The 13,898-nt window shown below is 71.8% G+C and carries 13 protein-coding genes, 1 tRNA gene and 1 pseudogene; 14 read left to right on the top strand and 1 reads right to left on the bottom strand.

The window, feature by feature from the left end; genetic code table 11:
* Positions 1–70: 70 nt before the first annotated feature.
* The 14 genes and pseudogenes from mreC (at position 71) to VFO26_RS11475 (ending at position 12,462) form a co-directional block, all read left to right on the top strand.
* Entirely contained in the window at positions 71–1,009 is a 939-nt protein-coding gene (gene mreC, locus VFO26_RS11535) for a rod shape-determining protein MreC (RefSeq protein WP_325115132.1), read from the top strand.
* Positions 1,006–1,521 carry a rod shape-determining protein MreD gene (gene mreD, locus VFO26_RS11530; protein WP_325115131.1) on the top strand — a complete coding sequence of 172 codons (516 nt, stop codon included), beginning with the start codon at positions 1,006–1,008 and terminating at the stop codon, positions 1,519–1,521. Before mreC ends, mreD begins: the two co-directional genes overlap by 4 nt.
* Positions 1,518–3,530 carry a penicillin-binding protein 2 gene (gene mrdA / locus VFO26_RS11525; RefSeq protein WP_325115130.1) on the top strand — a complete coding sequence of 671 codons (2,013 nt, stop codon included), beginning with the start codon at positions 1,518–1,520 and terminating at the stop codon, positions 3,528–3,530. The genes mreD and mrdA overlap by 4 nt, the downstream gene beginning before the upstream one ends.
* Positions 3,531–3,564: 34 nt before the next feature.
* Complete coding sequence (gene rodA, locus VFO26_RS11520) at positions 3,565–4,749, top strand: rod shape-determining protein RodA (protein WP_325115129.1); 1,185 nt, start codon at positions 3,565–3,567, stop codon at positions 4,747–4,749.
* Positions 4,746–5,516 (top strand): hypothetical protein, encoded by a 771-nt coding sequence (locus tag VFO26_RS11515; protein WP_325115128.1) that lies wholly within the window; start codon positions 4,746–4,748, stop codon positions 5,514–5,516. The genes rodA and VFO26_RS11515 overlap by 4 nt, the downstream gene beginning before the upstream one ends.
* 70 nt (positions 5,517–5,586) lie before the next feature.
* A complete protein-coding gene (locus VFO26_RS11510) occupies positions 5,587–5,781 on the top strand; it encodes a hypothetical protein (protein WP_325115127.1) in 195 nt (64 codons plus the stop codon).
* Between the two features lie 159 nt (positions 5,782–5,940).
* On the top strand, positions 5,941–8,802 hold the full coding sequence (locus VFO26_RS11505) for an Rne/Rng family ribonuclease (protein ID WP_325115126.1): 2,862 nt from the start codon (positions 5,941–5,943) through the stop codon (positions 8,800–8,802).
* 82 nt (positions 8,803–8,884) lie between these two features.
* On the top strand, positions 8,885–9,415 hold the full coding sequence (gene rplU, locus VFO26_RS11500; protein ID WP_325115125.1) for a 50S ribosomal protein L21: 531 nt from the start codon (positions 8,885–8,887) through the stop codon (positions 9,413–9,415).
* A complete protein-coding gene (gene rpmA, locus VFO26_RS11495) occupies positions 9,415–9,678 on the top strand; it encodes a 50S ribosomal protein L27 (RefSeq protein ID WP_325115124.1) in 264 nt (87 codons plus the stop codon). Before rplU ends, rpmA begins: the two co-directional genes overlap by 1 nt.
* 39 nt (positions 9,679–9,717) lie before the next feature.
* Positions 9,718–10,911, top strand: coding sequence for a GTPase ObgE (gene obgE, locus VFO26_RS11490; RefSeq protein ID WP_325115123.1), 1,194 nt, complete (start codon positions 9,718–9,720; stop codon positions 10,909–10,911).
* The gene (locus VFO26_RS11485; RefSeq protein WP_325115122.1) at positions 10,899–11,534 is read left to right on the top strand and encodes a nicotinate-nicotinamide nucleotide adenylyltransferase; all 636 of its coding nucleotides are present in this window, start codon (positions 10,899–10,901) and stop codon (positions 11,532–11,534) included. Before obgE ends, VFO26_RS11485 begins: the two co-directional genes overlap by 13 nt.
* Positions 11,531–11,881, top strand: coding sequence for a ribosome silencing factor (gene rsfS, locus VFO26_RS11480; protein WP_325115271.1), 351 nt, complete (start codon positions 11,531–11,533; stop codon positions 11,879–11,881). Before VFO26_RS11485 ends, rsfS begins: the two co-directional genes overlap by 4 nt.
* Positions 11,882–11,894: 13 nt before the next feature.
* Positions 11,895–12,353 (top strand): annotated as a pseudogene (locus tag VFO26_RS17995) (group I intron-associated PD-(D/E)XK endonuclease); the annotation flags it as partial.
* Positions 12,354–12,389: 36 nt separating this feature from the next.
* Positions 12,390–12,462, top strand: a tRNA-Ala gene (locus tag VFO26_RS11475).
* 145 nt (positions 12,463–12,607) lie between these two features.
* On the opposite strand, the gene VFO26_RS11470 is transcribed toward VFO26_RS11475, so the two are convergent.
* A partial coding sequence (locus VFO26_RS11470; protein WP_325115121.1) for a cellulase family glycosylhydrolase occupies positions 12,608–13,898 on the bottom strand: 1,291 nt, incomplete at its 5' end.

The raw sequence follows: 13,898 nt of genomic DNA, 5'->3' as shown, positions 1-13,898 counted from the left end.
CCGGTCGGCCCCGGGCCGCCGAAGGCGGGATGAGGCGGAGGCCCTCCCAACCGGCGGGTACCATCCGCGGGTGCCCCGGAACCGCACCGCACGGACGGCGGTGCTGGGCGTGAGCGTCCGGCGCCCCGCGGAAGGCAAGCCCTCGACACGAACCACCGCCGCCCTCCGGCGCAGGCTCGTCGTGGGGGGCCTCGTGCTGCTGTCGCTCGTGCTCGTCACCGTCTCCTTCCGCGAGGACGGCGACGGCCCCGTGGCGAGCGTGCAGGAGGGCGCGGCCGCCGTGCTGCGGCCGTTGCAGGTCGCGGCCGACCGGGTCGCCGAGCCCTTCCGCGACGCGTACGGATGGGTCGACAGCCTCTTCGGCGCACGCTCCGAGGCCGCGCGCCTCGAGAAGGAGAACGAGCTGCTGCGCCAGGAGATCGCCGAGCGTCGGCTTGCCGTCCGCGAGAACGCGCGCCTGCGCCGGCTGCTCGCCTACCGCAACGGGCCGCGCTTCCCCGAGGGCTACAGCGGGCTCGCGACGGCGGTGATCAACCGGCCGGCGGGGGCGTACGCGCAGGCCATCACCGTGGCGGCCGGCCGCAGCGACGGGGTCAGGGTCGACGACCCGGTCGTGACACAGGACGGTCTCGTGGGCAAGGTCAGCCGGGTCAGCTCGCGCACCGCGCGCGTGACCCTTCTCACCGACGAGCAGAGCGCGGCGTCGGCCCTAGACATCGAGACCGACGCCTCCGGCATCGTCCGGCCCGGGCAAGGACCGCGCGCTCCGCTTCGCCTCGATCGTGTTCCCAAGGAGGCCGTCGTCCGCGTGGGCGACACGATCGTCAGCTCGGGCTGGAGCTCCCCGCGCCTCTCGTCCCTCTACCCGAGAGGGATTCGCATCGGCAGGGTCACGAGCGTGGGCCGCACGGACACCGACCTCTACACCCAGGTGCAGGTGACGCCCTTCGCCGACCTCGGCGCGCTCGAGGCCGTGCTCGTCCTGATCCCGGAGGACCGCGCCCGGTGAGCGTCGCCCTGCGCGCCGCCCCGCTCGTGCTCGTCGCGGCCGTCGTCCAGGTGACGACTATCAGCGGCACCCGGTTGCTCGGCGCGGAGCCGGATCTGCTCCTCGTGACGATCGTCTGCCTCGCGCTCGTGTCCGGCTCGATCCCCGGCGCGGTCGCGGGGTTCGCGGGCGGGCTGCTCGTCGACGTCATGACCCTCGGCACGCTCGGCACGTCCTCCATCCTCCTCACGCTGGCGGGCTACTGGGCGGGCCGGTACGGCGAGACGACCGGTCGCGGCCGCGCCTACGCGCCGGCGCTCGCGGCGTTCGCCATCTCGCTCGCGGCCACGATCGGTGGGGTGACGCTGCACTTCCTGCTCGGCCAGCCCGTCTCGGCCCGCGACGCCCTCATCACCGCGTTGCCGAGCGCGCTCCTGGCCGCCGTGCTCGCCCTCGGCGTGATTCGCATCTGTCGTGCCGTGCTCGCCGAGCCGCCGGGGTTCGAGCGCTCGCGTCAGGTGGAGCTGGTGTGAGCTCGCACGCGCCGTACGGAGAGCCGCGCGCATCCTCCACGCGCTTCCTCCCGCCGGACCCCGGTGTCGAGGCGCCCTACCGGCTGACGCCCGGGCTCGCGTTTCGCGTGGGGATCCTCGGGATCGTCGCGCTGGCGGTGTTCGCGGTGCTCTTCTTCCGGCTCTGGTCGCTGCAGGTCCTCTCCGGGGACACGTACCTCGCCGCCGCCCAGGGCAACCAGCTGCGGACGATCCGAATCGAGGCGCCGCGAGGCACGATCCTCGACCGCCGCGGCCGGGTGATCGTCGACAACATCGCCGGGACGGCCGTGAAGCTCTGGGTCGGCGACCTGCCGGCCAACGGCCGCTACGACGTGATCAAGCGCCTCGCTGCGGTCCTGAACGTCCCGACCGCGCGGCTCGCCAAGGAGGTCGACGCCCGCATCGCCGATCCTCTGAACCCGATCACGGTGAAGACCGCGGTCGGCGAGGACCAGGTCGCGTACCTCTACGAGCACCAGTCGGAGTTCCCGGGCGTCCAGATCCAGCAGACGTACCTGCGCCACTACCCGTACCAGTCGCTCGGGGCGCAGATGCTGGGGTACGTCGGAGAGGTGTCGCAGGGGGAGCTCGACCGGCGGCCCAAGCTCTACCGCCCGGGGGACAAGGTGGGCAAGGCCGGCGTCGAGGCGAGGCTCGACGAGTACCTCCGCGGCGAGGCCGGCCAGGCCCAGATCAGGGTCGACTCCATGGGGCGCCCGCAGGGGCCGCTCGAACCGCGCCGCGAGGCCCGGCCGGGGAACGCGGTGCGCCTGACGATCGACATCGGGCTCCAGCGGGCCGCGGAGCGGGCCTTGCGCCACGGGATCCAGACGGCGCGAGCGAACGAGTCGTACTACGCGAACGGCGGCGCCCTCGTCGCCCTCGACCCGCGCGACGGCGCCGTGCTCGCGATGGCCTCGACGCCCACCTACAAGCCGTCCGTGTACGTCGGGCGCGTCGATCCCAAGAAGATCCAGCCGCTCCTGGATGCCGAGGCCGCGAAGGACGCGAACTACCCCGGCATCAACCGCGTCACGAGCGGCGAGTACCCGCCCGGCTCGACGTGGAAGCCCGTCACCGCGCTCGCGGCGATGCAGGAGCACATGCTCGAGCCCTACCAGTCGCTCCAGTGCACGCCGACCGCGACCTACGGGCTCGACGAGCAGGAGTTCCGCAACTGGGACCCCTACGTGAACCACCCGATGATGCTCCCCGAGGCGCTCGCGCGGTCCTGCGACACCTACTTCTACCAGGTCGGCTACCAGTTCTACCTCGGGGGAGACAGCGGCCGGACACGGATGCAGCAGTGGGCGCGCCGCTTCGGCTTCGGCGCTCCTGCGGGCATCGACGTCGGGTCGGAGGAGGCCGGTCTGCTCCCCACGCCGGCGTGGCGGAAGCAGACGTTCAAGAGCGACTGGGATCGCGCGTGGAACCCGGGTGACTCGATCCAGCTCGCGATCGGCCAGAAGGACGTCTCGGTGACCCCGCTCCAGATGGCCCGCTTCTACGCCATGATCGCGAACGGCGGCAACCTCGTCACGCCGTACGTCGTCTCGCAGGTCGAGACCGCGGCTCCGAACGGCCAGGCCCCGGTCGTCCTCCGCCGCTGGGCCCCGGACCCGCCGGAGCCGGTCGGGGTCGATCCGGCGGCGCTGCAGGTGATCAGGGACGGGCTCTACTCGGCGACCCATTCGTCCTTCGGCACGTCGTCCGGCGTGTTCTCGAGCTTCCCCATCCCCGTCGCCGGCAAGACCGGCACCGCGGAGAAGGTCGTCCCGATCCCGGGCTACCCGCCGGGGCATCTGGAGGACCAGTCGTGGTGGTGCGGCTTCGGGCCTGCCCAGACCGAGGTCGCGCGCATCGTCGTCTGCGCGGTGATCGAGAACGGCGGCCACGGCTCCACCGCCGCCGCGCCCGCCGCGCTGCGCGTGTTCGAGAAGTTCTTCGGGGTGAAGGGCGGCTACCAGACCCTGGTGGAGACGGACTAGTGCCCATTCGGGCAACGCACTCGATGGGGCGCAGATGATCGTCGAGGCGGGACGCCAGAGGATCCCGGTCCGGCGTCGGGAGGCCGTCGATCTCGCCGCGGTCGTGCGCCGGCTCGATCTCGTGCTGCTGCTCGCGGTGGCCGCGCTCGTGGGCTACGGCCTCTGGGCCGTCGCGGGGATCACCCGCTTCGACGTCCCGGGCGACCCCGACTACTACGTCGTGCGGCAGGCGATGGCCGCGGCGCTCGGAGGTGTCGGGCTCGTCGTCGCGACGATCGTCCCTCCGTCCCTCTACCGGCGCCACTGGCGTACCGTCTACGTCGTCGCGATCGCCGGCATGGTCTTCGTCTTCGCCTTCGCGGAGGCGATCCGCGGCTCGAAGCGCTGGATCGAGCTCGGGCCGATCCAGTTCCAGCCGTCGGAGTTCGGCAAGGGGCTGTTCGTGCTCGCGGTCGCCGGCTTCCTCGTCGAGCGCCAGCACGACCTCGGCCGGCTGCGAACCGTCGCGACCGCGATCGCGCTCGGCACGGCCCCCATGCTCCTGGTCTTCCTGCAGCCCGACCTCGGCACCGCCCTCGTCTATGCGGCCGCGCTCGCGGCAGTCCTCTTCGTGGCGGGTGTCCGCTGGCTCCACCTCGCGCTCCTCGGCGGGCTGGCGGCCACCCTGGTGCTCGGGATCCTCTGGTTCCTGCCCTCGGCGGGCATCGAGGTGCTCAAGCCGTACCAGACCGCTCGGCTCACGGGCTTCGCGAATCCCGACGCCGATCCGAGCGGGCTGACGTACAACGTCACGCAGTCGATCACCGCGGTCGGCTCCGGCGGGATCGACGGCCGCGGGGTGGTGGAGGCGAGCCAGACGCGCTTCGACTACCTCCCCGAGCATGCGACCGACTTCGTCTTCGCCTCCTTCGCCGAGCAACGAGGGTTCTTCGGCGCCGCGATCCTGCTGCTTCTCTACCTGCTGGTGGTGTGGCGGGGCCTCCGGGTGATCACCGTGGCCGGAGACCTCTACGGCGCCGTCGTGGCGGGTGGGATCGTGTTCGCGTTCCTCTTCCAGGTGTTCGTCAACGTCGGCATGACGATGGGCGTCGCGCCGGTGACGGGGATCCCGCTCCCGTTCGTGACCGTCGGCGGATCCTCCATGGTCGCGAACCTCTTCGCCGTCGGGATCCTGCAGGCGATCCACGCCCGCGGGCGGACCGGGGACATGCTCCGGTGACGCCGCTCGGCTTCCGGGCAGGCGATGTCCTCAAGCTCGCGCGAGAGGCGCAGAGCTCCTCGCCGCGGGGCCCGCTGCTCGTGACCGGAGTCCTCGCCGAGCGGCTCGCGCGGGAGCTCTCGGTCGGCGGAGATCCGGCGCTCGTGCGCACGGAGGGGGATCCGGCGGAGGCTTCCGCACTCGTCCGCGTCGTCGCGGGGGCGGCGACGGCCGAGGACGAGCGCGCCCTGCGCGCCGCGACGCGGGCGCTGGTCCCGGTCGTCGCGGTTCAGCTCGGCGACCCCGACGTGAGGCTGCCGTACGTGCTCGCCACCGACGTCGTCGTGTGCGAGGCGGGCAAGGGCTTTCCCGTGGGCGAGATCACGCGCGTGCTGGCGGGTGCGCTCGGGCGGGACGGAGCCGCCCTCGCGTCCTCGCTCCCGGTCCTCCGCGACGCGGTGCAGGAGCGACGCGTCGCGGACGGCGCGCTGACGGCGGGAGCCCTCGCGATGACCGGAGGCGACGCTCCCCGCCTGCCCGCGCTGGCGCTCGCCCAGTCGCGCACGCTCTCCGATCTCGCCGTCGCCGGCGGCGCGGCCGCTCCGGGCGAACCGCGTGCGGCCGCACAGGCAGTGGCGCCTGCGCTGGGCGTGGCCGTCGCCACCGGGCTTGCCGCCCGGGCGCTCGTCCGCCGTCTTCCGATCCGGAACCGGCTGCTCGAAGGTGCCGTCGCGGCGGGGGCCACGTACGTGCTCGCGATGGTCTTCCGCCGCATCCCCCGCGGGTAGCTCGGCGCCGCTCCGTCCGGCCCGGGTCCTAGGATCGCAGCCGATCACGGTCCCAACGCGGAGGTCGACGGTGCCTGACACCGAGCTCGCAGAGGAACTGCTTCAGATCGAAGAGGCGGACGCCTGGTTCGAGTATCTCGAGTCGACCCGGGGGCAGGGGGAGGGGCGTTACCGGGAGCTCGAGCCCTGGGCATGGGCCCGGCTCACCCAGCGGCTGCGGGCAGTTCGCGCGCGCCGGGCGCGTCTGCGCCCCGCTGCCGCCTAGACTGTCGCCCCGCGAGACGACAGCGCCCGTGCCGTGGCCGGGCGCGCTGCTAGCCTTGCAGCAGGCCGATGGCCGCTGATTTTCACACCCGACGCTGCGCGAGGCGCTCCGCACGAGCGGTCGTGCGCCCGCGCGCGCTTACACGAGGAGACTTGAGGATTGCCCTGGTTTCGGTTTCGACGACGCAAGGACGAGGAACAGGCGGCCGAGGCCGCCGCAGCCCTGGAGGAAGCGCCCGCTCCGGCTGAGGAGCCGGCCGCCGACGAGCCGGAGGAGGACACTCCGGCGACCGATGCGGCCGCCGCGCGAAAGCGCCGCCGCCGCGGAAGCCGCGGTGGCCGCGGCCGCCGCAAGCCCGGCGCGGGCGCGGAGACGCCCGAGAAGCCCGACGAGCCGACAACGGTGCGGGAGGCGGCGCCCGCGGCGAAGCAGAGGGGGCCGGAGCGCAGCTCGCGCAAGACCACCACGCAGCGCTCGGGCGGCCGTGAGCGGCGACGCCAGCCGGCACGGCGGGCACCCCTCCCCGAGGCGAAGCGCGAGCTCTTGATCTCGGTCGACGTCGGCGAGCAACGCGTCGCGCTGCTCGAGGACGACCGCGTCACGGAGGTGTACCTCGAGCGGCCCGAGCGCCGCTCGATCGCCGGGAACATCTACCTCGGCACCGTCGACAACGTGCTCCCGGGGATGGAGGCCGCGTTCGTCGAGATCGGGCTCGAGAAGAACGGCTTCCTGTTCGTGGACGAGATCGTCGTCCCCGAGCTCGAGGGGAAGCGGCACGGGAAGAAGATCACCGACCTCATCCAGCGGGGCCAGCAGGTGCTGGTGCAGGCCGTGAAGGACCCGATGAAGACCAAGGGCGCGCGGCTCACGACGGAGATCTCGTTGCCCGGGCGGTTCCTCGTGTACGTGCCGAACGGCGAGGGCCTCGGCGTCTCCCGCCGGATCGAGGATGCGGAGCGGACGAGGCTGAAGGAGATCCTCAAGGGGATCGCCCCCGCCACCGGCGGCGTGATCGTCCGCACCGCCGCGGACGGAGCATCCGCAGAGGACATCGAGCGCGACCTCGTCTTCCTCCAGCGCCTCTGGAAGACGATCCAGGCGCGAGCGAAGGTCGCGTCGCCCCCCGAGCTCGTCTACGAGGAGGCGGAGCTCCCCCTCCGCATCGTCCGTGACCTCTTCGCCGGCGACTTCGTCGCCGCGCACGTCGACTCCGACCGCGCCTACAAGCGCATCGTCGGATACCTGAAGAAGACGTCGCCGCACATGGTCGAGCGCGTGCACCGAACGAAGGAGAAGGAGCCGCTGTTCGAGCGATTCGGCGTCGAGCAGGAGATCGCGTCGACGCTCAACCGACGTGTCGACCTGCCCTCCGGCGGTTACCTCATCTTCGACTACGCCGAGGCGTTCACGGTCATCGACGTGAACACCGGCAGCTTCGTCGGCTCCCGGTCGAAGAGCTCGACCCAGCGACTCGAGGACACGATCGTCAAGAACAACCTCGAGGCGGTGAAGGAGGTCGTCCGCCAGCTCCGACTGCGGGACATCGGAGGGATCATCGTCATCGACTTCATCGACATGGCGAACCCCAAGAACCGGCAGGCGGTCGAGGAGGCGCTCCGGACCGAGCTCGAGCGCGACCGGACGAAGACGTTCGTCGTCGAGATCTCGCCGCTCGGGCTCGTCGAGATGACCCGGCAGAAGGTCACCGACGGCCCTCGCGAGGTGATGACCCGGAAGTGCCCCACGTGCGCAGGTGACGGCATCGTCGTCTCCGACGCGACGGTCGCCATCCAGGTCGAGCGACGGCTGCGCTCGCTCGCGGCGGCCGGTGCCGGCTCACGCGTACAGGCATACCGCATCGAGCTCCACCCCAGGACGGTCTCGCTCCTCGCCGGCCCGGGCGGCGCCAGGCTCGCGGCCCTCGAGGAGGCGACGAGGCGGCGTTTCTACCTCGTCCCCGCCGAGGGCCACGTCCACAACGACCACTTCGAGGTCCTCGCCGAGGGCCGCAGGGACGATCTCGCGCCCGCGGCGTCTCTCGAGCAGGGGGCCGAGGTCGAGCTGAAGCTCGTGGAGATCGACCTCCACGACGCCACCTCGGCCGTCGGCAAGCTCGACGGCCACGACGTCGTGGTCGCCGACGCGGCAAGGCTGGTGGGCAAGAAGGCGACCGTGCGGATCGGTCTCGTGCTCGACGGGCGGGCGTTCGCGACGCTCGTGGCCGCCGCGCCGGTCAGCGCGCCGATCACGTTCGAGAGCGAGGCGGAGAAGCCGACCCGCGCGCCGGCCCGCCGCAAGGCCGACGAGCCCGCGATCGAGCAGGCCGACGACGAGGCCCCGGAGCGGGACGATGCGGCGGCGGAGGGCGACGCCGCCGAGGAGGATGCCGTCGAGGTCGAGGCGGACGCGGAAGCGCCCGAGGAAGGCGCGGCCGAGGCACCCAAGAAGAGGTCTCGCCGAGGATCGCGTGGCGGCAAGCGGCGCAGGAAGCCCGCCGGCGCCTCAGCCGAGGCGGCGGCGGAGGACGCGGAGCACGACCTGGCCGAGCCCGAGGCTGCTGCGCCGACCGACGAGCCCGAGCCCGAGGCGCCTGCCGCTCCGCCCGCGCGGCCGCGCCGGCGGAAGCCGAGGATCCACGTTCCCGACGACGGTACCGGGGTGACGGCATCGGCGACAGCCGAGGCCACGGAGCCCGCCGCCGTCGACGGAGCCGTCTCGGAGCCGCAGCCGGAGGAGGAGGCCCTCGACGCCGGGGCCGACACGGAGCAGCAGGCGGGTGGCGACGGCGCCGTGCCACGCAAGCGGACACGGCGGGGCTCGCGCGGCGGGCGGAACCGCAAGAAGAAGCCTGCGGCCGTGAACGGCGACGGCGCGGCTCCGGAGACGGGCGCGGACGGGCCCGAGGGCGAGCCGGCCGAGGCTGTCGTCGCCGTGCCGGCACCCGAGGCCCCCGAGGCCGACGGCGACGCGGGCTACGTGCCGATGTCCGAGTGGATCGAGGACTTCGACCGCCGGAAATGACCGTGCCCGAGGCCTCGTCGTTCGCTACAATCCGCCGGCTCGCGGGCGCTGCCCGCGTTTTCCACGTCAGGTGGCCCTGAGCATGAGCTACGCGATCATCTCCGTCGGCGGTAAGCAGTACCGCGTCCGCGAAGGCGAGCGCCTGCTCGTCGATCGTCTCGCGCTCGAGGACGGCGCGTCGTTCACGCCGACCGTCCTTCTGGCCGGAGGCGACGGGGAGCCCAAGCTCGCGCCGGCCGACGTGGTCGTCACCGCGAAGGTCGTCGCGCAGGCGAAGGGGCCAAAGATCAGGATCGGCAAGTACAAACAGCGCACGGGCTACAAGCGCCATACGGGTTTTCGCGCGTCTCTGACGCAGATCCAGATCGAGTCGATCGGCGGTGGCAAGAAGGAGAAGCAGGAGCGTGCGAGCCGGCCGGAGGCCGTCGAGGACAGCGCTCCCGCAGGCCTGCCCGATGGATACGGCGATCTCACGATCGCCGAGCTGAAGGACGCGGCGCCGAGCTGGGACGCCGCAGCACTGTCCGCGGCGCTCGAGTACGAGCGTGGGCACGCCAAGCGCAAGGGGGCGATCGCCGCCCTCGAGTCTGCGATCACGGAGGCCGGTAGCTGATGGCACACAAGAAGGGGCTCGGCTCCTCGAAGAACGGACGCGACTCCGAGAGCAAGCGCCTCGGGGTCAAGATCTTCGCCGGCCAGGAGGTCAAGGCGGGGATGATCATCGTGCGCCAGCGCGGGACGCGCTTCCGCCCGGGGCCCGGTGTCGGGATCGGCCGCGACGACACGCTCTTCGCGCTGCGCGAGGGCGTCGTCGAGTTCCATCGGAGCGGCGAGCGGCGCTCGGTCTCCGTCGCGGCTCCCGCCCAGACGGCGTAGCGGCGCCGCGCCGCGCAGCCGGGCGCTTCGGGCCTCGCCGTGTTCCACGATCGCGCTCGCATCCTCGTCCGGTCGGGCCGCGGTGGCGACGGCGCCCTGAGCTTCAGACGCGAGAAGTACGTCCCCAGGGGGGGTCCGGACGGCGGCGACGGAGGACGTGGCGGAGACGTGGTTCTCTTCGCCGACCCGTCGCTGCGCGACCTCTCGTCCCTGCGTGGGCGGCGGGTCTTCGCCGCGGAGCGCGGCGGGCACGGTCGGGGCGCCAGGAAGCACGGCGCCGACGGCGCGTCCGTCGAGCTCGCGGTGCCCGTCGGCACCCAGGTCACCACCGAGGATGGCCGCCTCGTCGCCGACCTCGCGCGGCCCGGCGAGCGGATCGTCGTCGCCGGTGGCGGCGCCGGAGGACGTGGGAACGCCCGCTTCGCGACACCGACACGGCAGGCGCCGCGCTTCGCCGAGACCGGGCTTCCGGGCGTCGAGCACGCGCTCGAGCTCCGTCTCAAGCTGGTCGCCGACGCGGCTCTCGCGGGCCTCCCGAACGCGGGCAAGTCGTCGCTCCTGCGCCGCATCTCGAACGCGACGCCGAAGGTCGCGGACTACCCGTTCACGACCCTCCAGCCGGTGCTCGGGACCGTCGAGTCACCGGACGGCGCCCAGCTGACCGTCGCGGACGTGCCGGGGCTGATCGAGGGTGCGAGCGAAGGCGTCGGGCTGGGTCACGAGTTCCTCGCGCATCTCGAGCGCGCCCGGCTGCTCGTCCACGTGATCGACGGCTCCGAGGGGGACGCGGACGAGCGCTTCGAGACGATCGACCGCGAGCTCGCGCTCTACGGCGCCGGGCTCGACCAGCGGCCCCAGATCGTCGTCCTCAACAAGTCCGACCTGACGCCCGAGCCGGCGCCGTTCGCCGTCGACGACCCCCGGGTTCTCGCCGTTCACCGCGTCTCGTGCGCGACGGGCGCCGGGATCGCAGAGCTGAAGCGGGTCCTCTTCGCGCTCTGTCCCGCCGCACCGGCCCCGGAGGAGGGCGACGTGGCCATCCCGGAGTTCCTCGACTATCGCCCGGCGCCGCCGCCCCGCCGCGCGTTCAGGGTGCTCCGCACCGATCGAGGGTTCCGCGTCGTCGGGGAGGCGCCGGAGGCCGAGGAGCTCGAGGAGGCTCTGCGGGGGGCAGGAGTGCGTCCCGGCGCCCTCGTCGAGATCGGGGACGAGGAGCTCGAGTGGCAGCCGTGAGCGTCGGCGTGCTCGGGGGAGCATTCGATCCTCCTCACAACGGTCACGTCGCGCTCGCCCGCGGGGGAATCGCGACGTTCGAGCTCGGCAGGCTGCTCGTGCGGGTCGTCCGGGATCCCGGGCACAAGGACGTCGGCACGCCGCCCGGGCTGCGCCTGCTCCTGGCGCAGCTGGCCTTCGATCCGGTCGCCGTGGCCGAGGTCACTCTCGACCCCTTCGCGCGGACGGTGGACTCGCTGGAAGCGCTCGAACTGGACGACCCGGTCTTCCTCGTGGGCGCGGACGAGTTCGCCGACTTCCTCTCCTGGAAGGAGCCGGAGCGCGTCCTGGAGCTCGCACGCCTCGGCGTCGCGACCCGGCCGGGAGTCGACCGCGCCCGCGTCGACGCCGTCCTCGCCCGTCTCGAGCGCCCCGACCGGGTCGCGCTCTTCGAGATCGAGCCGCTGCCCGTGTCCTCGACGGAGATCCGGGCCTGCGTAGCGGCAGGGGCGCCGATCGCCGGCCTCGTGCCTCCGGCTGTGGAGGCGGAGATCGCCCGGCTCGGGCTGTACGCCCATGTGGGAAAACCGGGTGGCGGGGGTATGCTTGGAGAGGATCCGAGCGAAGGGACGACACCGACCTGACATCTCTCGAGCACGCACGCCGCATCGCCGCCCTCTGCGAAGAGAAGCTGGCGACGGACGTGGCGATCCTCGACATGCGCTCGGTGTGCGACTACACCGACTTCTTCGTGATCGCGACGGGGAAGAATTCCCGCCAGACGAAGGCGATCCACGACGAGGTCAACGCGGCACTGAAGCGCGACGCCAAGCTCACGCCGCGCTCGTCGAGCGGCCTCCCCGAGGCGACCTGGATCGTGGACGACTACCTCGACGTCGTCCTGCACGTCTTCACGCCGGAGACCCGTGGCTACTACCGCCTCGAGGAGTTGTGGGACGACGTCCCCAAGCTCGAGGCAGCGACCGCCTAACGCCTCCTGCACCATGCCGTTCTCCGATCGGGCGACAGATGTCCTCCGAGTCGTTCTCTATCCTGAGAACATGGAGCTGGAGCTGTCGACCGACCAGAAGGGGGCGATCGCCGAGTCGGCGATCGTCCTCGCAGCGGCCAAGCTGGGAATCGGCGTCTACCTGCCGTTCTCGGACGGCGAGCGCTACGACCTGATCTTCGATCTGGGACGGAGCCTCGTTCGGGTTCAGTGCAAGTGGGCGCCTCTGCAAGGAGATGTGGTTCTCGTTCGGGCGTACTCGTCCCGCCGCACCGCCGACGGCCTGCGCCGGCGCGGCTACGAGGCAGATGAGATCGATGCCATCGCTGCGTACTGCCCCGAGCTCGACCGATGCTACTACCTGCCGGGGGCACGCGTCGTCGGCCGAATCCAGCTTCAGCTTCGAGTCGCGCCGAGCCGCAACAACCAGGCAAGAGGCGTGAACTGGGCCGAGGATTTCGCGTTCGAGCGGCTACGATTCGGGCTCCCTGGGGCCGTAGCTCAGCTGGGAGAGCGTCCGGATGGCATCCGGAAGGTCAGGGGTTCGATCCCCCTCGGCTCCACTCCTTCGCCGGAGCGTCTTGGCCCACCCTGCGCTCTGAGCTCCCTCGCGAGAACCGGAAGGCGGCGACGCCCGTCGGCAGACCTGTCCGAGTCGGAGAGGGGCGGGCCCCTGAAGGGCCCGCCCCGTAGTCCAGCCGGCGGCGCCTAGGCGCCGACGACGGTGATCGTGCGCGTGATCTCGGCCGTCGTCAGGGTGTTGGCAGCCACCGTGACGCGGTAGGACTTCTTCTTCGCGACCGTGAGGCCGGTGACCCGGAGCGGCACCGTGCAGTCCATGCCGAGCTTGCCCGCGCCCTGGTTGACCTCGACGAGCTTGCCGGCGAGGAAGGCGCGGACGGTGTAGCCGACTGTCGTGCCCACCGGGTTGTTCGCGCAGTACTCGCGGAGGTACACGGTGATCTTCGGGTTCTTCGTGCCTCCGCGCACGGTCACCTTGCCGTTCACCGGGTTCACCGGTCCCGCGGAGCGCGCGAAGCGCGGCTGTGCTCGCTTCGGCGACGCGTCGCCGCGGTAGATGCCGCTCTGCCAGAGGCTTCCCTGCGAGTCCTGCATCACGAACCAGATGAACATCTGGACGCGCCTGTCCTTCCGCGCCATCGCAATCGCCTGCGGGAGGTACGCGGCCTGCTGTGCCTCGGTGACGCCCTTCGGCTCGCCCGGCTTGGTCTCGTTGCCGTATTCCGTGATCCAGATCGGGATGTTCTTGCGACCGAACCACTTGTCGAGGTCCTGCTCGAACCGCTTCATCGTGCTGAAAGCGACGTTCGGGTAGCGCACCTTCTGCGCCGGGCCCTGGTTCACCGGCACGGGATACGGGTGCTGCGCCCACGCGTCGAAGCGGAGCTTCTTGTTCGCCTGCGCCAGGAGCTTCGCGAACGTGCCTGGCGTGGTGGAGTCGGTCGCACCCTGCTTGGGCTTGTCCTTGCCGTTCGAGGACGTCTCCCCGATCGCGACCAGCGCCTTCGGGCTGCCCGCCTTGAGCCCTGCGTAGCCGGCCGAGGCCAGTTTCGCGTAGGCGGCCGGGCTGACGATCTTGCCGTTCTTGTCGAACTGCGGAGCGAGGAAGTTGCCGAGGTTCGACTCGTTCCAGATTCCGTAGAAGCGGACGAACGGATAGCCGGCGCGGCGGCCGTTGTAGCGCGTCGCGAGCGCGCGCGCGAAGTTCCGGAAGTCGGCCATCTTGGTCGGCAGGTACGCGGGGCCCTTGCCGCCGTTCGCCCACTTCGGCGTGCCCCAGATCGTCATCAGCACTTCCATCCCGCGCTGCTGCGCGTTGCGGACGAACTCGTCCAGGTCGGCGAAGCGGTAGGCGGGGTCGAACGAGTTCGTGGCGCTCCGCGGCCTGGTCGGTGCGACGCTGCGCCACTCGACGAGCGTCCGCACGATCGTCGCGTTCGCCGCCCGAACCGCGTCGAGCTCGGCCTGCCGGTCGTCG

It is taken from the genome of Gaiella sp. (genome assembly GCF_035710885.1).
Classification (GTDB): domain Bacteria; phylum Actinomycetota; class Thermoleophilia; order Gaiellales; family Gaiellaceae; genus Gaiella.
This window is presented reverse-complemented; position numbering and strand designations above follow the sequence as displayed.